Annotated in this window: 20 protein-coding genes; 10 read left to right on the forward strand and 10 right to left on the reverse strand. The window is 68.6% G+C overall.

Translation table 11 applies throughout. The features are described from left to right. Positions 1 to 219 precede the first annotated feature (219 nt). The 4 genes from QMO76_RS13200 to QMO76_RS13215 all read left to right on the forward strand — a co-directional run bounded on the left by QMO76_RS13200 (position 220) and on the right by QMO76_RS13215 (position 3,864). Entirely contained in the window at positions 220 to 1,266 is a 1,047-nt protein-coding gene (locus QMO76_RS13200) for an alpha/beta hydrolase (protein ID WP_306361536.1), read from the forward strand. 66 nt (positions 1,267 to 1,332) lie between these two features. Next, a complete protein-coding gene (locus QMO76_RS13205) occupies positions 1,333 to 1,929 on the forward strand; it encodes a QsdR family transcriptional regulator (RefSeq protein WP_306361537.1) in 597 nt (198 codons plus the stop codon). A 58-nt stretch (positions 1,930 to 1,987) separates the two neighbouring features. Next, entirely contained in the window at positions 1,988 to 2,896 is a 909-nt protein-coding gene (locus QMO76_RS13210) for a DUF3558 family protein (protein ID WP_306361538.1), read from the forward strand. Between the two features lie 71 nt (positions 2,897 to 2,967). Further along, entirely contained in the window at positions 2,968 to 3,864 is an 897-nt protein-coding gene (locus tag QMO76_RS13215; protein WP_306361539.1) for a DUF222 domain-containing protein, read from the forward strand. Between the two features lie 488 nt (positions 3,865 to 4,352). Here QMO76_RS13215 and QMO76_RS13220 read toward each other — a convergent pair whose 3' ends face one another. Then, positions 4,353 to 4,802 (reverse strand): hypothetical protein, encoded by a 450-nt coding sequence (locus QMO76_RS13220; protein ID WP_306361540.1) that lies wholly within the window; start codon positions 4,800 to 4,802, stop codon positions 4,353 to 4,355. A gap of 6 nt (positions 4,803 to 4,808) precedes the next feature. On the opposite strand from QMO76_RS13220, the gene QMO76_RS13225 reads away from it, so the two are divergent. Then, on the forward strand, positions 4,809 to 5,276 hold the full coding sequence (locus QMO76_RS13225; RefSeq protein WP_306361541.1) for a hypothetical protein: 468 nt from the start codon (positions 4,809 to 4,811) through the stop codon (positions 5,274 to 5,276). A gap of 567 nt (positions 5,277 to 5,843) precedes the next feature. Here QMO76_RS13225 and QMO76_RS13230 read toward each other — a convergent pair. Next, positions 5,844 to 6,056 (reverse strand): DUF397 domain-containing protein, encoded by a 213-nt coding sequence (locus tag QMO76_RS13230; protein ID WP_306361542.1) that lies wholly within the window; start codon positions 6,054 to 6,056, stop codon positions 5,844 to 5,846. Continuing rightward, a complete protein-coding gene (locus QMO76_RS13235) occupies positions 6,053 to 6,928 on the reverse strand; it encodes a helix-turn-helix transcriptional regulator (protein ID WP_306361543.1) in 876 nt (291 codons plus the stop codon). The genes QMO76_RS13230 and QMO76_RS13235 overlap by 4 nt, the downstream gene beginning before the upstream one ends. 287 nt (positions 6,929 to 7,215) lie before the next feature. Here QMO76_RS13235 and QMO76_RS13240 point away from each other — a divergent pair, with 287 nt between their 5' ends. Next, positions 7,216 to 7,461 carry a hypothetical protein gene (locus QMO76_RS13240; protein WP_306361544.1) on the forward strand — a complete coding sequence of 82 codons (246 nt, stop codon included), beginning with the start codon at positions 7,216 to 7,218 and terminating at the stop codon, positions 7,459 to 7,461. 173 nt (positions 7,462 to 7,634) lie between these two features. Here QMO76_RS13240 and QMO76_RS13245 read toward each other — a convergent pair whose 3' ends face one another. From QMO76_RS13245 to QMO76_RS13255, 3 genes are read right to left on the reverse strand one after another with little or no spacing between them, the layout of a single operon-like run. Continuing rightward, entirely contained in the window at positions 7,635 to 8,249 is a 615-nt protein-coding gene (locus tag QMO76_RS13245; protein WP_306361545.1) for a hypothetical protein, read from the reverse strand. Next, the gene (locus QMO76_RS13250; RefSeq protein ID WP_306361606.1) at positions 8,246 to 9,304 is read right to left on the reverse strand and encodes a M20/M25/M40 family metallo-hydrolase; all 1,059 of its coding nucleotides are present in this window, start codon (positions 9,302 to 9,304) and stop codon (positions 8,246 to 8,248) included. Before QMO76_RS13250 ends, QMO76_RS13245 begins: the two co-directional genes overlap by 4 nt. Next, the gene (locus tag QMO76_RS13255) at positions 9,223 to 9,606 is read right to left on the reverse strand and encodes a hypothetical protein (RefSeq protein ID WP_306361546.1); all 384 of its coding nucleotides are present in this window, start codon (positions 9,604 to 9,606) and stop codon (positions 9,223 to 9,225) included. The genes QMO76_RS13250 and QMO76_RS13255 overlap by 82 nt, the downstream gene beginning before the upstream one ends. A gap of 139 nt (positions 9,607 to 9,745) precedes the next feature. On the opposite strand from QMO76_RS13255, the gene QMO76_RS13260 reads away from it, so the two are divergent. Together QMO76_RS13260 and QMO76_RS13265 are read left to right on the forward strand one after the other, a co-directional pair. Continuing rightward, complete coding sequence (locus QMO76_RS13260) at positions 9,746 to 10,738, forward strand: LLM class F420-dependent oxidoreductase (RefSeq protein WP_306361547.1); 993 nt, start codon at positions 9,746 to 9,748, stop codon at positions 10,736 to 10,738. 14 nt (positions 10,739 to 10,752) lie between these two features. Next, entirely contained in the window at positions 10,753 to 12,291 is a 1,539-nt protein-coding gene (locus QMO76_RS13265) for a serine hydrolase (protein ID WP_306361548.1), read from the forward strand. Here QMO76_RS13265 and QMO76_RS13270 read toward each other — a convergent pair. Beyond that, positions 12,261 to 13,070 (reverse strand): SAM-dependent methyltransferase, encoded by an 810-nt coding sequence (locus QMO76_RS13270; RefSeq protein WP_306361549.1) that lies wholly within the window; start codon positions 13,068 to 13,070, stop codon positions 12,261 to 12,263. The two genes, QMO76_RS13265 and QMO76_RS13270, sit on opposite strands and share 31 nt — an antisense overlap. 161 nt (positions 13,071 to 13,231) lie before the next feature. Here QMO76_RS13270 and QMO76_RS13275 point away from each other — a divergent pair, with 161 nt between their 5' ends. Next, positions 13,232 to 15,379: a bifunctional diguanylate cyclase/phosphodiesterase gene (locus tag QMO76_RS13275; protein ID WP_306361550.1), complete on the forward strand. Its 2,148-nt coding sequence runs from the start codon at positions 13,232 to 13,234 to the stop codon at positions 15,377 to 15,379. 7 nt (positions 15,380 to 15,386) lie between these two features. Here the strand turns inward: QMO76_RS13275 and QMO76_RS13280 are convergent, their stop codons facing one another. After that, complete coding sequence (locus QMO76_RS13280; RefSeq protein ID WP_306361551.1) at positions 15,387 to 16,340, reverse strand: DNA polymerase domain-containing protein; 954 nt, start codon at positions 16,338 to 16,340, stop codon at positions 15,387 to 15,389. A gap of 25 nt (positions 16,341 to 16,365) precedes the next feature. Next, the gene (locus tag QMO76_RS13285; protein WP_306361552.1) at positions 16,366 to 17,274 is read right to left on the reverse strand and encodes an AraC family transcriptional regulator; all 909 of its coding nucleotides are present in this window, start codon (positions 17,272 to 17,274) and stop codon (positions 16,366 to 16,368) included. 73 nt (positions 17,275 to 17,347) lie between these two features. Here QMO76_RS13285 and QMO76_RS13290 point away from each other — a divergent pair, with 73 nt between their 5' ends. After that, positions 17,348 to 18,034: a class I SAM-dependent methyltransferase gene (locus QMO76_RS13290; RefSeq protein ID WP_306361553.1), complete on the forward strand. Its 687-nt coding sequence runs from the start codon at positions 17,348 to 17,350 to the stop codon at positions 18,032 to 18,034. Positions 18,035 to 18,105: 71 nt separating this feature from the next. Here the strand turns inward: QMO76_RS13290 and fadD32 are convergent, their stop codons facing one another. Next, positions 18,106 to 19,977 carry a long-chain-fatty-acid--AMP ligase FadD32 gene (fadD32, locus tag QMO76_RS13295; protein ID WP_372341960.1) on the reverse strand — a complete coding sequence of 624 codons (1,872 nt, stop codon included), beginning with the start codon at positions 19,975 to 19,977 and terminating at the stop codon, positions 18,106 to 18,108. Positions 19,978 to 20,029 lie beyond the last annotated feature (52 nt).

Below are 20,029 nucleotides of genomic sequence, written 5' to 3' on the forward strand. Positions count from 1 at the left end.
CACGTCGCCGTGAGCGCGGTCGAGCGGTTCCCCGCACCGGTCGCCGGGGCGAATCGAGACAAGGGAGGGACCTCGATGTGGAGGGCCTCGGCCGGACGAATCCTGCTCCCGTGGACCGGGCTGCCCGGACGCGATCCGCGCAGGCCGGCACCGCGAACACATGGCGGACGAGCACGGCTGGTCAGGCCGGCCGGGGCCGGTCTGACGGGGACCACGACGATGCGGGCCTCGCGCCGGGCGATTCATGCCCGGACGCCGGCCGCGGCGGTACCGCGCGCGATCGCGGCACTGGCGGTGGTCACGGCGGCCGTGTGCGGGACCGCCGGACCCGTGACGGCGCGGGAACCGGCGCAGACACCCGCACCGACCGTCCAGAGCCTGTTCAACACCGCGGGCCCGCATGCGGTGGCCACGACGGTGCGTGTCGATCCGTGCCGCGAATCGGTGTGGGGCACGCTGCAGCAGCTCGCGGTCCACGCCCTGGGCAATCGCGACGAGCTCACCTGCACGCGGGCGTTTCCGAACGGGCTCGACTCGCCCGTCGGCGTGAACGTCTACCACCCGGCCGATATCGCCGAGCTGCCCGGCGCACCGCTCATCGTCATGACGCCCGGCTACCACGCCAATCCCGGCATGTACGACGCCATGGCGCGGCAGTGGGTGAGTCACGGATTCGTGGTCGTGATCCCCTACGAGTTCTTCAACTCCCTGATTCACGTTCCGGCCCTGGGGTTGGCGGCGGCGGTGGCCGCGCACCGGGACCCGAACTCGCCGCTGCACAACCGTATCGACCTCGGGCGCACGGTATTCGCCGGGCATTCGGGCGGCGGTCAGGCGGCCTTGCAGGCGGGCGCGCTGTTCCCCGGAATCGCCGGGCTCGTCGATCCGGGGCTGCGGGTCGCCGGAGTGCTGGCCATCCAGCCGGGTCCGCTCGCCCTCGGCGCGTCGGTCGGGGTGCCGACGCTGTTCCTCACCGGCTCCGACGATTTCGTGGTTCCCGATGTCGCGTGGGTGCGCTGGTGGCAGTACAACCTGACCTGGCACGCGCCGGCCTGGATCGCGAATGCCCTTGGTGTCAGCCATTTCTCGCCCGTGGACGGGCTCGCGCGCTATCGGTCCGCGGGGGTGGCGGTGGCCTGGCTGCGCTATCTCGCGCTCGGGGACGAGGGCGCGAAGCGGTACTTCGTCGGCCCCGAGTGGCTGCTGCCCGCCGACGACACCTTCGTCAGCGTGGAGCGCAACGCCCTCGCGAACGCGCTGCGCTGAACCCGCGCCGCGGGCGCGACGACCACCGAGTTAGATACATGAGATACAAGCCGTATCATTTTCTCGATGAGTACTCGGCAGCAGCCCGCCCGCTCCCCCGGGCGTCCGGCCTCGGCCACCAGGGCGGAGGTCGTCGAACTCGCCCGGCGGGCCTTCCTGGCGGGCGAGCGAGTCGACGTGCAAGCCGTGGCCGCCGAACTCGGATTGAGCCGGGCCTCGATCTACCGATGGTTCGGCTCCCGGGACGGACTCATGGGCGCGGTGCTGGCCGATGAGTTCGAAAGCCTGCTGCGGCTGGCCGACAGCCGCCGGAAAACCACTGGCGCACATCGCATTCTGGAAGCCCTGGACCGCACCAACCACTGGCTGGCCGCGAGCGCGCCGCTCCAGCGCTACCTGGACAACGAACGCCTGGTGGGCCTGCGGGTGCTGACGGCCAGCGACGGACCGGTCCAGCCCAAGGCCGTCGCCGCCGTGGAGGACCTCGTCACCCGCACCGAGGACGAGGACGGCTACCACGCCATCCTGGACCGGCAGCTGCTCGCCTACACTCTCATCCGGCTGTTGGAAGCTTTCCTCTACAACGACACGGCGGCCGGTATCCGCGGCGACGTGGACCGGCTGCGGCAGGTGCAGGCCGCGCTGCTGGGCATCCCGGAGTAAGGCCCCCGGCGCGGTCGCACCGTCACCCGCGAGCAGGGCTGGTGCGAGGGGGATACGAGTGCGGAAGACCGTTGTGATCGCCACGGCGACACTGATCGCCGGACTGCTGTCCGGTTGCTCGAAAGACAGCCCACCGGAGCCGGATTCGTCCCGTTCCTCCGCTGTTCCCGGGGCTTTCCTCGGCGAGTGCGGCGGCGCTCGCGACGACGACATCCGCGCCATCACGGGCCTGTCCACCCTCACCGCCGTCGCCCGCAACGGCCTCAAATGCGTGTGGGAGTCTCCGGGCCGAGACCGCCGGGTCATGTTCACCTGGTTCCGCGACAGCCCCGTCGAACGCGAACGCACCATCGCCACCGTGGGCGGAAAGACCGTGGCGGACTTCTCGATCGACGGCTTCCACGGCTTCACCGCCAATGCCACGAGCCTGTGCCAGGCCGCGGTCCAGGACGGCGCGGACTTCTTCCACTGGCTCATCCTCGCCCCCGGCATGGATTGCGCGGTACTCCACCCACTGGCCCGCCTCACCCTCGACCGGTCGCGCGCCACGACCCCCGCCCCCACGCAGCCGCCCGGACGCCTCGACGAACTGCTGCACGAATGCACGGCGGTGCCGCCGGACGACATCATGGCGACCGTCGGCGAATCCGGCCGCTCGGAAATGTATTTCCATGGAGCCGTGTGCATGTGGCGCATCGGCGGGCGCGTGGACCTCACCTTCGGGTGGTTGGAGAACGGTTCGGTGGAACGCGAGGAAGCGACAGCGCGCGAACTCGGCTACGAGGTCACCCCAGTCATCAATGCCGACCTGCAAGGGTTTTCGCAGCGTCGGCCGGGCGAACCGACGGCCTGCGGTGTCACCACCAGTGATTCGGGTGCGGTCACCTGGTGGGTGCAGTCGTCCGCCGCCGATCCGTGTGACACCGCGGAGCGGCTGATGGCGCTCACGGTGCGGCGCAGGGTGTGAGGGGATCGAAGCGGGTAGCTCGAAGGCCCTCGCGGACGCATGATCCGACGGGAGTCGCCACGCGGAAATCGGTGACCAGAGCTGCGGCGTCGGCTTTCGAGGACACCAGCTACGAACTGGTGGCACGACTGCGAGCGGTCCACGCGCACATCGCCGCCGCCCAAGCCGAAGAAGTCGCGTTGATGACACGGCTGTACCGGCTACGACGGGCACAACAGCTCGAAGCCGGAGTCGCGCCACGCTATGCCGGGGAATCGGCGGCCACCGAAATCGGTGTGGCGGTACGGGTCTCCCAACGCAGCGCCGACGGGCTGATCGCCCTCGGGATGGGATTACAGCGGCTACCCGTCACTCGACGCGCCTTCGCCCACGGACGTATCGACCTGGCACGGGCACGCGCGATTCACGACACGCTGGTCAACACACCCGACGACACCGTGACCGCGTTGGAGGAAACGGTCGTCGCCCGCGCCGAACGCTGTGATCCCGCCCGGTTGCGGCGCGGCATCCGTAAGAAACTCCTCGAAACCGACCCGGCCGGGCAGTCGCGCCGCCGCCAGGACGCCGAACGCGAACGCTACGTCGCCGTGCGCGCCGCCGATGACGGCACCGCGCTGCTCGACGCGGTGCTGCCCGCCGCCGGAGGGGGGACACTGTACGAACGGCTGCGGGAGATGGCGATCACGCAATGTTGTGCCGCGGACCCGCGCACGATGAACCAGCGTCGCGCCGACGCCCTGGTCGCGCTGGCCGACGGCAGCGGCCAACTCACCTGCGGCTGCGACACTCCCGACTGTTCCCGCCGCGACCAGCCCGGCTATCCCGGCCACGACCAGCCCGACTATCCCCGCCGCGACCCGCGCACTCCCGCCCCGACCGCGCGGCGTGCGCTGGTGCAGGTCGGTGTCAGCGCGGCCACCCTGCTCGGCGTGCAGGACAACACGAAACCTGACAAAAGACACACCTAAACGGGTTGACGCTTGCCCGATGGTCAATGAGTGGCAAACAGAATAATTAGAGCTCAAGATCCAAACCTAGTGACATTCGAGCCTTCTGGCGTATATGCGGCTATCATCAGTGGATGGTGCAGTGGGCCACTGCGTACAAGGTTAGGTCTCGGTTCGCCAACGCGGCCCGTGCGAGAGTCGTCTGGCTCCGTGTAGGGCAAGCACACGCGGTCTAATACGCCGATGGTGTCAACCTCGGTGAGATGACAGTCGAAGAGCAGCGAGCGCCTTGGGACGGCGTGGAGACGCTCTGCGGGATATCTACGGACGACATGGACGTGAGCGGGCATGCCAACACGGGTCAATGGCCACGCGTGAAGGAAGAGCACCCGGAGTGTCCTGAGTGCCGAGCTGAATACGGGCGTCGGACTAGCGGCTCGAGCCGGTGCCAGCGGAAGCTGGCACCGGCTCGAAAGCGATGGAGAGGTGGGGTTTACGGCTCTCAGCGGTCAGTAGCAGTACGCCAGGTTGGTGTTCGGGGGGACGTAGCACGGCCGGGTGTTGCTCGGCGTGCCGGAGCCGCTGGCCCCGCCGATCATCGCGCCGAGCAGGATCCCGGCGGGTATCGCCATGAACCCGAAACCGAAGCTGATGACGGTGACCACGAGACCGAAGATGCCCCCGATGAGCGCGCCAGCCGCCGCGCTGGCGCTGCCGGTTTGGGCGGTGCCCTCCGCGACGGCGGTGGCGGTCGGGTGTGCGACCAGTGCGGCGCCGTCGTCAGCGATGCTGGGGTTCAACGAGAGCACCTGATCGGTGCCGCCGATGGTCACCGAGAGCGGCATCGTGGAAGTGACGATGCCGTTTCCGTCGAGGATGTTCACCGCGGCGTCGGTGAGCTGGAACGTGCCCCCGGTCAGGGTGGTGGTGACGGTCTGGTCCGTATCGGAGCGAACCACGTCGTAGTGGATACCGCCCTGGTCTCCGGACAGCTGCGAAACAGCCTGCACATCCTGTGCGTTCGATTCCGGCGCCGCATACGATGTGCCCCCCGTGATAGCCATGGCGCCGATGGTGAGCGCAGCTGTGGCGACGATCTTTCTCATTTTCACAAGGCCATCTTAGGCCGCGCGGGGATCACGATGCTTCACAACGAATTCACTTTCGGCGCTGGTGGTTTCGCTCGTGCGATCACCAATCACACCCATGTCGATTTCGACTTCCACCCCCACACCGTCACGGTCGTGCACTTCGATGGCGTGGATCTGTCGCTGCCGCCGGAGGAGGGCGGGCAGGTGCGTTACGACGAGATCAAGGTCGGTTACGGGCCGTGCAGTGTCTCGATCTTCGATACCTCGCAGATCAGCTATGACGCAGGCAAGTTGAACGAGGCCGCCGCCCGCCTGGCCGAGGACGCCAAAACCGGTGTCTAACTAGGTAATTGGTTCGGAACGTGCCGCACTGCCGACCACGTCCGATCCGCATGAAACGACTATTCTGCACCGCTACCGCACCGCGATCAGCATGCGCTGAACACGACTTCGAACATTACTGAAGGCGACTTCGAAACCTGACAGAATCTCTCGATTCTGACCGCCGATAACTGAACGCCATACATCCCACCCGGCCGACGAAACCAGCGCACCCGCGACGGGATTCGCCACTCCGACTTGGTCGGGACCACCCACGGCAGCGGCGGCTGTGCCGATACGGTTCGGAGCGCCCACCGTTCTGATCGCATGTCCGGAACGGTCCTCGGTGTCGGGCCTACGGCCAGCCCGGATCAGGTCACCGCGATCCTGGGCACCGACTTCGCCGAGAACTTCTCGGACCGGAACACCATTGAGACACAGCGATGTCGTCACGGCGGTACCCGCGCCGGGGATGTGATCGCCATTTCATCGTCGATGAGTGCCGAGCAAGCGGCCTGGTTCCGGGCGCGGGTCAGGGACTGAAGTCATTGCGCTGACGAATCCGCGACCAGCAAGCATCCGCGCACGTCAACGGAGGCCGCTGTCGAACTCGCCGCCCTGCACACCGGATACGAAGGCATCCCATTCGCCGGGAGCGAAGACCAGCACAGAACCCGTTGCGTTCTTGGAGTCCCGGACGCCCACTGCTCCGCCCGCAAGGTGCGTCACCTCCACACACTCACCTTGCGCGCTGCTGTGGCTACTCTTGAACCACGCGGCCTCGGATAGGTCGACGTTCACGCGCGGTACTCCTTTGCCGTCGCCGACACGATTTTCTTGGTCGTGTCGGGATCCAACGCTACACGGCTGATTTCGGCCAACGCGTCGCGATAACGCGTCACTTCCGCCGCTCGTTCGAGGTAGAGGTCTCCGGCCCATTCCTCCACGTAGATCACAGGCGGTTCAGCGATTCCGGTGGCAGGCAGCTTGGGAAACTCGAGCAAGACGAATGAACCCACCCGGGAGCCCAGGTGTCCTGCCGCATCGAAAGAAACCATTCGGACGGTGACGTTCGGCAGCTCACTCACCTCGATGAGCCGCTCGAGTTGCTCGGCCATGACGCCCCGGCCACCGATCTGATCACGGATCACGGCTTCCCACAGGATCACATCCACTTCGAAGTCGGCATCACGCAGCCGTAACTGCCGCTTCTCCGCGACCTCGATCAGTTTCTCCACCTGTCCGGTAGGCATGTCGGGCGTCTCCAACCAGGCCATCGCGCGGCGGTACGCGGGAGTCTGGAGCAGGCCGGGAACTATGGCGGTCTTCCATGCGGTGACCTTGCGGGCGGCGTCCTCCAATCCCATGTAGTGATCGAATCCCGGGCGCATCTCATCGGCATAGGCGCGCCACCAGTTCTTCTGCGCGGAGTTGAGTTCCTGAGCCAGCCCGAGCATTACTCTGCGGTCCTCATCTGCCACCCCATAGGCGTCAGAGAACGCGTTTATCCATAGTTGGGGGACTTTGGTTTTCAGGCCGTCTTCCAGACGCCCGATCGTTTGCTGTGAGGTCTCCACGATCTGGGCTGCGGCATACCTCGTGAGTCCGGCGTGGGTGCGATGCTGCGCGAGCAGACGTCCGAGTGCTCTACTCGCCAGGGTTGAACCAGCCATAGCCATTAGCCTCGCTACTGAAGGGGGCAAGCTTTGGAAGTATCCGAGCTGGGTGTAGCCGTTCTGAAAGTTTGGCATCCCCGCCATGTTTCGCACAAGGCGGAAGTTCCAAATCCCGGTCGTCAGGTGTCTACTGGGTTCACCCCGGATGGCCGGGAACAGCCGAAGATCACCGAGCCGCAACACAATTCGGATCGCTGAGTGTGCCCCACGCAGTTCGACGGCTCGGGCAGCGCGCGAAGTACCGGCCATCAGGGGCCCCATCACCCCACACCACTCAGAGGCCGATGATGTTGGTAGCCAAGGACAACCCGACGTCGTTCGACGACTGCACGGCACCCGACGCGGATCGCTGGACCGAGCAGGACACCGTTCTGGTCTGGGATCTACACCGGGAGCACCCGGTCACCGTGTGCGCCGCCAAGGCCGCGGCGCGGGCCATCCTCATCCATTGCGGGCGGCTGCACCGCAATCGGGTGCTGATGCCCGTGGAGCGAGGCAGGCACCGCCGGGCCGGAAAGCATCGCAGGTGACAGGGGTATGGGTATGACGTACGAGGCCCCGCGCACGATCGAATTGGCGGACTGCGACCTGGACCCGGCCACGATCCGGACCTTCGAGGAATCGACGGTGCGCGCGCTGCACCGGGATTGCGATCCGGAGCGATGTCGGCTCGCTCGGCGGTGCTCCGGTGACCGATAGCCCCTCAGCCGATCCAGGCCCCTACCGCCAGGAACGCGCAGATGAGTACGAGCAGGATGCCCATGAGCGGGGCGACGAACCGTACGTAGCGGTCGTAGCGGACCTTGGCCAGGGCGATGCCGCCGGTTACCACCGCGGTGGTGGGGGTGACCAGATGGGCGAAGACCACCATGATGCCGACGATCAGCAGGAAGGAACGCCGCCGCAGGGCGTAGGCCAGTCGGCCGATACCGGCGTCGAGCGCGCCGGTGCCGAAAGCGACGGTGATGAAGGCCCCGACCGCCAGCACGAACAGGAACACCGCCGCCGCACCGTAGAGCGCACCCGACATATCGGGGCCGACCTGCCCGGTCGTGTCGTCCTGCACGCAGTAGAGGCCGTTGATGGGGGCCAGGAACAGATCCCGGAGCCGGTCGCCGAAGCTCTGCGACTCGTCGAGGCGGTGATAGGTCCCGGCGACGGGGCGGCCGTTGTCGTCGTGGTCGTAGGTCCCGGGTGGAATCACGAAGGCCGCCGACCACACCAGGACCGTGACGCCCGCGAGAATGGTGTAGGTGGAGGGGAACGTCCACTTGCGGTGGCGCTCGGGGGCAGCCGGGTCGGCGGTGGTGTCGCTCATCGGCCGGTCCGCTCCGCGTAGGTGCGGGCGAACAGCTGGAAGAACTCGGCCTCCGCCACCGCCACCTTGCGCAGTTCGCTGAGCAGCACCCGCTCGTTGTAGCCGTGCATATCGCAGTTGGCGTCCTCGACGCCGAGCATGAGCACCTCGGCATGCGGTGCGGCCGCGGCCATGGAGTTGGTGAGCGGAATCGAACCGCCCATGGCGGAATCCACGGCGTCGGTCCCCCATGCCTTCGCCATGGCCGCGCGCATGGCGGTGTAGGCGGGGCCGTCGGTTCCGGCGGCGAAACCGGCGCCCACGTCGCCGCCGCTGACCGTCAGCGGGATGCCGAAGGGCCGGGCCCGGCGCAGATGCTCGATCACCGCGCGCTGTCCCTCGGCCGGGTCCTGCTCCGGATGCACGCGAACGTTCAGGTAGGCGCGGGCGTAGGGCACCACCGCCGACGCGGCGGTCTCCACGGCCGGGGCGTCGAGTCCGATCACGGTGATCGCCGGGCCGTACCAGACGCGCTCCCCGATGGGTCCGGTGCCGAGCAGCGGCATGCCCGGCCGCATTCCGGTGATCTCGGCGAATTCGGCCGCGGTGTAGTCGGCTCCGGTCCAGGTGTCGCGCCGCAGCCCCGGCACCGCCACATTGCCGTCGGCGTCGTGCAGGGTCGCCAGTCCGGCCATGAGCGCCAGCAGGGCATCCGGTGCGGCACCGCCGAACTGGCCCGAGTGCACGGGCGCGTCCAGCGTCCGCACCTCCACGAAGACATCGGCCACCCCGCGCAGCGCGGTCACCAGCGTCGGCGTGCCCGCCCGCAGATTGCCCGCGTCGCAGATGAGCATGGCGTCGGCCTGGAACAGCTCGGGATGCGCGGCCGGATAGTCGTCGAAGTCGGAGCCGTACTCCTCCTGGCCCTCGATCACCACGATCACGCCCACCGGCGGGGTGCCGCCGTGGGCGCGCAGCGCGGCGATATGCGCGATCACATTGGCCTTGCAGTCGGCCGCGCCGCGCCCGTAGATCGCGCCGTCGCGCTCGGTCGGCGTGAACGGCGGGGTGTCCAGAGTTCGGCGTCACCCGGCGGCTGGACGTCGTAGTGGGCGTACAGCAGCACGGTCGGCGCGCCCTCGGGAGCGGGGATGCGGCCGTACACGACCGGGAAGGTGCGGGGCAGCTCGAGGACCCGAATATCACCGATTCCGGCAGCTCGCAATTCTTCGGCAACGAAGTCGTGGGCGCGCAGCACATTCTCCCGGGGGTAGTCGGGGAAGGCGATGGAAGGGATTGATATCAGCCGCTCGAGCTTGTCTTTCAGCTCGGGCATCAGGGCGTCGACAGCGGCGGCGAGATCGGTGCGAGGCTCCACGATTCCTCATCGAACCACCTCGCTGGCAAATCTCAGCAAACCGATGGCGGGTTTTATGCGACGGAGATCGGAGTTCCGGCCTTGTAGCGTCGGAACGGCAGACTGGAACGACAGCTGATCACACACGAAGGAGATTCCCGTGCGCTTCGGCATCTTCGTCCCGCAGGGCTGGCGGCTCGACCTGGTCGGAATCGACCCGGCCGAGCAGTGGCCGGTCATGCGCGACCTCGCGCGGCGCGCGGACGCCAACCCGGATTGGGAGTCGATCTGGGTCTACGACCATTTCCACACCGTGCCGGTGCCCACCGAGGAGGCCACGCACGAGGCGTGGACGCTGATGTCGGCCTTCGCCGCGAGCACCGAGCGGGTGCGCCTGGGCCAGATGTGCACCGCCATGGCCTACCGCAATCCGGCCCACCTGGCCAAGGTCGCGGCCACCGTCGACCACGTGTCGGCGGGCCGGGTCGAGATGGGGATCGGCGCGGGCTGGTACGAACACGAATGGCGCGCCTACGGGTACGGATTCCCGCCCGCCGGTGAGCGGCTGGGCCGCCTGCGCGAGGGCGTGGAGATCTTCCGGCAAGCGTGGAGCAGCGGCGCGGCCACCCTGGACGGCAAGTACTACCAGGTGAACGGCGCGATCGTGCGGCCGCTGCCGATCCAGGAGGGCGGTATTCCGCTGTGGATCGCGGGCGGCGGGGAAAAGGTGACGCTGCGCATCGCCGCCCGGTACGCGCGGTACACCAATTTCGCGGGCGAGCCGGAGCAATTCGCACGCAAGTCCGAACTGCTGCGCGGCCACTGCGCTGAGGTCGGCACCGATTTCGACGCCATCACCCGCTCCTCGAATTTCAATGTGGCCATCGGCGCGACCGAGGCGGAAGTGGAGGACCGGCTGGCGGCGCTCGCCGCGCGCCTGACCCCATTTGTGGGGGCAGACAACGCGCAGCAGCAGGTCAGCGATTGGTTGCGGGGCACCGCCGCCGTCGGCACCCCGGAGCAGGTCGTCGAAAATATGTCCCGCCTACGCGAACTCGGCCTCGGATATGCCATTCTCAATTTCCCGGAGGCTGCCTACGACAGCTCCGGAATGGAGTTGTTCGAGCGCGAGGTGATCCCAGCGCTGTGCTGAGATCGGGAGAAGGTATGCGGAAACTCGCGGACACGGTGCGGATCTCGGGTTCGGCGGTTCTCGCCGTGATCGCGATGCTGCTGCTGCCGGCCCTGCCGCCGTCGGTCGCGGTGGCGTCGGCACAGACCGGGGAGGTCGATCCGGCCGAGATCGACCGGTTCCTGGCAGACTATCTGGCGCGCACCGGATTGCCGGGCGCCGCGGTGGCCGTCACGCACGGCGACCGGGTGGTGCACGTGGCGGGCTACGGCCGCGACTCCACCGGCGCGGCCATCACCGCGGACACCCCCATGCCGGTGGCCTCGCTGAGCAAATCGTTTGCGGCACTGGCCGTTATGCAGCTCGTCGAGGCGGGCCGGGTGGACCTGGACGCACCCGTGCGGCAGTATCTGCCCGAATTCGGCATGGCCGACCGACGCGCCGAGACGATCACGGTGCGGCAGCTGCTGAACCAGACCTCCGGCATGTCCGACCGTGCCTTCCCGGACCTCAAACGACCCCAGGCGCATTCGCTCGCCGAGGCGGTCGATCGGCTGCACGGGGCGGGGCTGGCCGACGAACCCGGCACGGACTACCACTATCACAATCCGAACTACCAGGTCGCGGCCCGACTCGTGGAGCTGGTGAGCGGCCAGCCGTACGCGGACTATCTGCGCGAGCGGATCTTCGGGCCGCTGGGCATGGACGAGAGCACCACCGTGAGCCGACCGCGGGACGCGGACCTGCCGCGCGGCCATATCCGCCTGTACGGGATGGCGATTCCGGTCCCCGAGATCGACTGGTTCGTTGGCGGCAGCCACGGCATCGTCACCACCGCGTCGAATCTGGCGCAGTGGCTCATCATGCAGAACAACGGCGGCCGCGGGGCCGGTGGACAGGAACTGGTCTCCCCCGCCGCCGTCGAACTCATGCACGCCCCGCCGACCGGCTCCGACTACGCCATGGGCTGGCAGGTGGACGAATCCGACCCCGGACGGCTGCACCACACCGGATCCTGGTTCACCTACACCGCCGAGCAGGTGCTGCTGCCCAGGACCGGGTACGGCATCGTGGTGCTGGCCGATATGGGAATGGCGCTGGAGTCGGATCCGTCGATCATCGCCGACGGACTGGTCGACATCACCCGGGGCGACCAGCCGACGGTGCGGCGGCCAGCCGGGATCTACGCGGACTGGGGGCTCGCGGCGGCCACCGCCGCCGTGGCGGTGATCGCGGGTATCGCGGTGGTGCGCTCGCGGCGCTGGGCGCACCGGCAGCGCGAGATGTCGCTGCCGGGCTGGCTCGTCGCGCTGCGGCAGCTGCCGTATCTGACGGCCGTGCCCGTGCTGGCATTCCTGCCCGGACTGGGCAGTTTCGTCTTCGCCGGACGGGTGGGCGGCTTCCAGCACGTGCTCTACGTGTTCCCGGCCGTGCTGGTCTTCCTGGCCGTCTCGGTGGTCGCCGGGGTCACCGTCATCACCACGCGCGCCGTCCGCCTGTGGACCACCCGGCCCCGGCGAACGGACGGCGCGGCGAACTCGGCTCAGCCGTCCTTGCGGGCGACGCCGCCGTAGGCGCCCGAGCGCCACGGCTCCGCACCGACATCGGCCGGATTCTCCGGCCGCCACAGCGGCAGGTGCACCAGCCCGGGCTCGAGCTGCGTCCAGTCGCCGAAGTAGGTGACGATCTCGTCGCGGGTGCGCAGCGAGATCTCGGTGGAGGTGCGACCGGACAGCTTCTGCCCCTCCAGCACCTCCGCCGGCTGCCCGTCGGCGGTGGCGTGGGTGATGGCCACATAGCTGCCGGGGACACACGGCTTCAGCAGGCGCGCGACGGCACCGGCGGGATCCACTTCGTCCGGGACGAAATGCAGCACGCCGAGCAGCAGCACCGCCACCGGTTTCGAGAAGTCGATGAGTTCGCCGACCACCGGATCGGTCAGGATCCGCTCCGGATCGGCGACGTCGGCCTGGATGATTCCGGCCTTCGGATTGCCGTCCAGAATGGCGATACTGTGCGCGACCGCCACCGGATCGATATCCACGTACACCACGCGCGCCTCGGGATTTCGGGCCTGGGCGACCTCGTGCACATTTCCGACGGTCGGAATGCCCGACCCCAGATCCAGGAATTGGGTGATGCCCTCGTCCACCAGGAAACGCACCAGGCGGCGCAGCAGATCCCGGTTCGCGCGCATGGTTTCGGCGATATTCGGGGTAAATGCCTCGATCTGGCGGGCCAATTCGCGATCGATCTCGAAATTGTGCATGCCGCCGACGAAGTAGTCGTATACGCGGGAGGCACTGGGACGATCCAGATCAATCCCCTCGGGAGCCCAACTCGGCCTGGTCATCGCGAACCCTTCTGACAGCGAGAAAGTAAACACATTGTTCGCCTCGCTCACACCATTCACCCGGAACGGTTGTGATTCGCCACGAACAATCAAGCGCCGCAATGGTATCCCAGCGGGAGGTGGTTCGCCGCCGTACGGCGGTAGGACTACGATCGATCCCCATGGCGTGGGAAGCCGGGGGTGAGCGGTACTCGGGTGGCCCACACGCCGACCTCGTCGAGCAGTGGGTCGCCGCACTCACCCGTGGCACACGCGATCACGTGGTGCCGATGAGTCGCGCCGAGACCCGGACCCTGCTCACCCGGTTCGCCCGCGAACTCGACGCCGCCGCGCAGGATCCGGCGGCGGATCGGCGGATCGCGGAACTGGGTGCGGAGCTGGCGCGGGCGCATTTCGTCGGCGACGAGGTACTCGGCCGCAGCGTCGCCGTGCTCGAGGAGTACTTCGCCGAGATCGCCGACGACGTCCCCGCCGACCGGGTGGCCATGCTGCTGGCCGCCTTCACCACCGGCTACGTGCGCGCCTTCCGCGCCTGGCTGCTCGCCGAACAGGAGAGCGTGCGCGTCGCCGACATCACCGCGCGCCGCCTCGTCGAACAACGATTACGCGAGAGCGAGGCCCGCTTCCGGGCGGTCTTCGCGCAGGCCGGAATCGGCACCGGGCTCTCCGATATGACCGGCCGCATCATCGAGGTCAACACCGCGTTCGCGCAGATGCTCGGCTACACGCCCGCCGAGATGCTGCGGCTGTCCGTCACCGATCTGGGCCATCCCAGCGACGATCCCGGCATGTGGAAGCTGTACTCGGGGGTGCTGCGCGGCGATCTGGACAATGTGCAGCTGGAGAAGTGCTATCCGCACAAGGACGGGCACGGGGTCTGGACCAATATCAACGTCTCGCTCATCCGCGACGAGCGCGGGGAGCCGCAGTACACGCTCATCCTGGTGGAGGACATCTCCGAGCGGCGGGCGCTGCGCGAGCGGCTGCACTACCGCGCCAATCACGACCAGCTCACCGGACTGGCCAACCGCACCCGCTTCTTCGATGCCCTCACCACCGTCTTCGCCGACCCCAGCGCGCGCGTCGGGCTGTGCTACGTCGACCTCGACCATTTCAAGGCCGTCAACGACACCTTCGGCCACGCGGTGGGCGACGAACTGCTCGCCCAGGCCGCCACCCGCCTCACCGCCTGCGCCACCGGTCCCGGGCAGCTGGTGGCCCGCATGGGCGGCGACGAATTCGTCATCCTGGTGCCGCACAGCGGCGGTGCGGACGAGGTGGCGAGCCTGGCCCGCTGCGTGCTCGCCGCCTTCTCCCGGCCCTTCCACGTGCACGGCTACCGGCTGTCCGTCACCGCCAGCGTCGGCGTCATGGAGGACCGCGCCGGGCACACCACCGCAGAGGAACTGCTGCGCTCGGCCGACTCCAGCATGTACTGGGCCAAGGCCGCCGGGCGCGGCCGCTACGAGATCTTCGACGCCGCCCGCAGCCACCGCGAACACACCCGCGTCGAACTCACCGCCGCCATGCCCGACGCGCTGGCGCGCGGGGAGTTCTTCCTCGACTACCAGCCCATCGTGGCGCTGGACGGGCGGGGCATGGTGGCGGTGGAGGCGCTGGCCCGCTGGCGGCATCCCGAACTCGGCATCCTGCCGCCCGCCCGCTTCGTGGACCTGGCCGAGGACAACGGCCACATCGGCGCGCTGGGGTCGCTGGTGCTGAATCTGGCCATCGCGGACAGCCGGGCGTGGAGCGAGCGCTACCCCGCGCTCACCCCGCTGGTGAGCGTGAACGTCTCGGCCACCGAGGTCTCCGATCCGGCCTGGCTGGACCTGGTGCAGCAGGCCGTCGCGGACAGCGGGCTGAAACCCGAACAGCTGCAACTGGAACTGACCGAACGCGCCTTCATGGCCACCACCGGGCGGCCGCTGCACGCACTGCGCACCCTGGCCGAATCGGGGGTGCGCATCGCCGTCGACGATTTCGGGACCGGCTATTCGAATCTGGCCTATCTCGGGCGGCTGCCGCTGCACACGGTCAAACTGGCGGGACCGTTCGTGCGGCACCTGCGCACCCCCGATGCCATGGAGGCGGCGGATCTGCGCATCCTGGAGACGATCATCGCGCTCGCGCACGACCTGGGGTACACGGTGACGGCCGAATGCGTGGAGACGCGGCACCAGGCCGACCAGCTGCGGGCGCTGGGCTGCGATACGGCGCAGGGGTGGTACTTCCACCATCCGATGCCCGCCGCGCGGATCACCGAACTGCTGGCCGCGGCGGAGGACACGGCGGCGCGGCAGCTCTGACCGGCCGCTAGCTCTCCCGTTTCGCCCGGGCCCGGCGCTTGCCCTCGTGCATGGCCTGCACCCGCGCCACCGGAATGGTGTGGCCCTCCTCCAGCAGATCGGCCGGAACCCGTTGCGGCGCGGGCATGTTCTCGGTCCACGGGTCGCGGTCGCCGAGGGTCTTCGGTGCGGTGTGGATGGTGAAGTCGCGCGGATGGATGTCGCCGAGGTCGGCCCAGTCCACCGGGAAGGACACCGTCGTCCCCGGCCGGATGCGGGGGCTGTAGGCGGAGACGACCGTCGCGCCGGCCGCCCGCGTGGAATCCAGGAAGACCTTGCCGCCCCGGTCTTCTCGAATGAAGGCGGTGGTGGCCAGCGCCGGGTCCAGGCGTTCGGCACGAGCGGCGATGGCCCGGGTGACCGCGGCGGCGTCCTCCACGGGCAGGCCCGGCTCGATCGGCACGAAGATGTGCACCCCCTTGGAACCGCTGGTCTTCACGGCTCCCGCGAGCCCGTCGGCGGCGAGGGCGGCGCGCACGAGTTCGGCGGCGCGCACCACCACCGCGAAATCCTCGCCCGCCGGGGGATCCAGATCGAGGATCAGGTGCGTCTGTCCCAGGCTGTGGTCCACCGGGATCAGGGTGGGGTGGTATTCCACGGCCCGCTGGTTGCCGAACCACAACAGGGTGCGGATGTCGTCGCACAGCGCGTAGGTCACCTCGCGGTGGGCGCTGTCGGCCCACAGGGCCACCCGGTTGACGAAGTCCGGCGTGTACTTGGGCAGGTTCTTCTGCATGAACGGGTCCTGGCCCGGCCGCACCCGGACCACCGACAGCGGCCGATCGTGCAGTTGCCGGATCAGCCGGTCCGCCATGGCCTCGAGGTAGTCGATCAGATCCCGCTTGGTCGCGTCCGCGCCGTCGAACAGCGCGACGTCCAGGTTGGTCAGCCGCACGCCCCGCCGGGTCTCTTCGGTGCCCATCGCCTCAGCGTAACGACAAGCACCGTCAGGCGGCGGCCACCCGATCGCGCCACACCCGCGGCGGCATGCCGTTCTCGCGGCGGAACACCCGGGTGAAATAGCCGGGATCGGCGATGCCGACCCGGCGCGCCACCTCGGTGACGGACAGGTCCGGGTCGGACAACAGGCGGCGGGCCTCGCTCATCCGGCGTTCGGTGATCCAGCCCTGCACGGTGCGGCCGGTGCGGCGGCGCACCAGGGTGGTGAGGTAGGCGGGGGTCATGCCGACGGCGCGGGCCACATCGCGCAGGGACAGCGGCTCGCCGAAACGCTCCTCGATGACGTCGAAGACCTCGGCCAGCACGGTTTCACCGCTGCGCCGCAACTCGCCCACCACGTCGGCGGCCAGCCGCGCCACCTCCACCAGCAGCAGGGTCAGGTGGGCGGTGGCGGCCTGCCGGTAACCGGCCGGGCGCGTGGACAATTCCGCCTCGATGGCGGTGATGGTGTGCTCCCACACCTGCCGCCGGTCCACCGGGAGGCGCAGGCGCAGCATGCCGCCGGGACGGCCGTGCAGGAAGGGGTAGAGCAGCGGATGTCCCCGCCAGGCGGGCCAGGGTGCGCGGCCGTCGCCGCCGAGAACCGCCGGATCGAAGAAGAGGCCGCGAGCATCGGTGAAGGTGGACGCATCGGTGGCCTCGACCACCTCGCCCAGGGCGACCACGAAGATGTCGCCCGCGCACACCTCGGACCGCCGACCGTCGGCGCACAGGGTGCCGCCGTCGCGGAGGGCGTAGAGCAGCACCGGGAACTCGTGGATGTGCGCGTGTCCGGGGGTGGGATGCGCCGACGGGGTGAAGCGGACCACCGACAGCGGTGGCGCGGCCGGGTCCGACCAGTAGCGGTAGACGGGCACCCCGGCCTCGTACCGGACCGGCGGGGCATGTTCGGGCATCTATCGAAAGATAGTCCCACTACTGCCGATAATCCACCAATTGACCCGAGAAATAGGGCCTCACCATGGAGCTATGACGCAAAATAATCCCGCTACCGGCTCCGATATCGTCCACGCGACGGGCAACCGGCACGACTATCTGCCCGCCGCCGGACGCAATGGCCTGCTGCCGTTCTACGACGTGATGACGCGGGCGCTCGGCGTCCCCGCCGTCCACCGCACCCTGCTGGCCCGGGCCGGACTGACACCGGGCACGCGGGTCGTCGAAATCGGATGCGGCACCGGCAATCTCACCATCCTCGCCAAGGACACCCACCCGGGCATCGAGATCACCGGCACCGACCCCGATCCGCTCGCGCTCGCCCGCGCCGAGCGAAAAGCCAAGGGTCGCAGTGGGATCGACTTCCGCCACGGCTACGCCCAGGAGCTGCCCTTCGCCGACGCCAGCATCGACGACATGCTCTCCGCCTTCATGCTGCACCACCTGCCCATCGACGTGAAGGCCGCCGCCGCGGCCGAGGCCCTGCGCATTCTGCGGCCGGGCGGGCGACTGCACATCGCGGACGTCGGCGGCCGAATGACCACGGCCGACGGTTTCATGACCCGGCGCATGCTGAAGGGCGGCCACGTCACCGACAATCTCGGCGACGGCATCCCCCGCCTGCTGCGCGCCGCCGGATTCGACGCCGAGGAGGTTGCCTCCACCGTCACCCGCCGCATCGGGCGCGTCACCTACTACCGTGCCACGCGCCCGGAATAACGCGTCGGCGGCACGAGCAGAGGGGCGCGGGTGAGCCCGCGCCCCTCTGTGCTCGCGATCGCGGTCCGCGCTCAGTCCGCCTGGTCCGGGAAGTCCTTCTGCTGATATCCCCCGCGCAGCGTGCCTTCCACGTACGCCGCCTTGCAGGCCCGCCGCGCGATCTTGCCGCTGGAGGTGCGGGGAATCGAGCCCGCGGGCACCAGCAGCAGGTCGCGCACCGTCACGCCGTGCCGCTTGGCGATGGCGGCGCGCACGGTCTCGGCAATGGGCTGGGGATCCAATTTCGCCGCGCCCGTGCCGCGTTCGGCGACGATCACCAACGCCTCCGCGGGCGCACCGGGGCTGGACTCGACCTCGGGCGGCAGTTGGTCGGCCGCCACCGAGAAGGCCGCGACGAAGCCCGGACGCAGCGCGGTGCTGGCCTCCTGTGCGGTGTACTCCAGATCCTGCGGATAGTGATTGCGGCCGTCCACGATCACCAGATCCTTGACCCGGCCGGTGATGTAGAGCTCGCCGTCGAGATAGGCCCCGAAATCCCCGGTGCGCATCCACTTCGCGCCGGGCTCGGTGCCCTCGGCGTGGCTGCCCATGGGCTGGCGGGCGGTCAGGGTGTTGTGGAAGGTCGCGACCGACTCCTCCGGACGACCCCAGTAGCCGATGCCCATGTTCTGGCCGTGCAGCCAGATCTCGCCGACCTCGCCGTCCGGCCGCTCCTTGCCGTTCTCCGGGTCCACGATCACGGCCCACTGCGACAGCGCCACGTATCCGCAGGAAACCTGGGCCACGGCACTGTCGGATTCCGGCTCGACCGGCGTCATGCGTCCGGCATTGAGCTCCCCGCGGTCGACGTAGACCACGCGGGCCTCGTCCTCGCGCTTGGTGGCCGAGACGAACAGGGTCGCCTCCGCCATGCCGTAGCAGGGCTTGATGGCCGTCCTGGGCAGGCCGTAGGGCGCGAAGGCGTCGTTGAACTTCTTCATCGACGCCACCGACACCGGTTCGCTGCCGTTGATCAGGCCGATCACATTCGACAGGTCCAGCTCCTCGCCCGGCTTGGGCAGTCCGCGCAGGGCGGCGTGCTCGTAGGCGAAATTCGGTGCCGCCGCGAAGATCTCGGCCCCGTCCTCCTGCGCCGCCAGCTCCTTGATCCAACGGTACGGGCGACGCACGAAAGCGCTCGGCGACATGATGGTGATGAACTTGCCGCCGATGGTCGGCAGGATCACCGTCAACAGGCCCATATCGTGGAACAGCGGCAGCCAGGTGACGCCGCGCGCGTTCGCGGTGATGCCGATGGCGTCGATCATCTGCAGCAGGTTGGTCGCCACCGCCCGGTGGGTGATCTCCACGCCCGCCGGGGTGCGGGTGGAGCCGGAGGTGTACTGCAGGTAGGCGACACTGTCGATATCGAGCTGCGGTCGCACCCAGGTCCGGCCGACGGTGTCCGGGATCGCCTCCACGGCGAGGATGCGCGGCCGCTGCGGCGCGGGCCGGTGACGGAACAGCTCCCGCACGCCCGCCGCCGCCGAACCGACCGTGAGGATGGCCGTGGGCTCGCAGTCGCCGAGCACCGCGTGCAGCCGATCCGAATGCCCCTGCTCGTCCGGATCGAACAGGGGTACGGCGATGGTCCCGGCGTAGACCGCGGCGAACATGCCGACGATGTAGTCCAAGCCCTGCGGGGCCAGGATCGCCACCCGGTCGCCCGGCCGCGTCACCTGTTGCAGCCGGGCCGCCACGGCGCGCAGCCGGACGCCGAACTGCCGCCAGGTGAGCTCGTGGTACTCGCCGTCGCGCTCTCGCGAATAGTCGATATAGCGGTAGGCGAGATCGTCCTGATTCGTCTCGCTGTGCTTGTCGACGACGTCGATCAGGGTCCAGTCACCCGTGATCTCGATATTGCCGTGCTCGTCCAGATAGTCATCGAAGGTCTCGCCGATCATTCCCTATCCTTTTTCAACGCACTCCATCGTGCAGTGACACCGAACAAAGATC

It is taken from the genome of Nocardia sp. CC227C, assembly GCF_030767025.1.
GTDB lineage: Bacteria > Actinomycetota > Actinomycetes > Mycobacteriales > Mycobacteriaceae > Nocardia.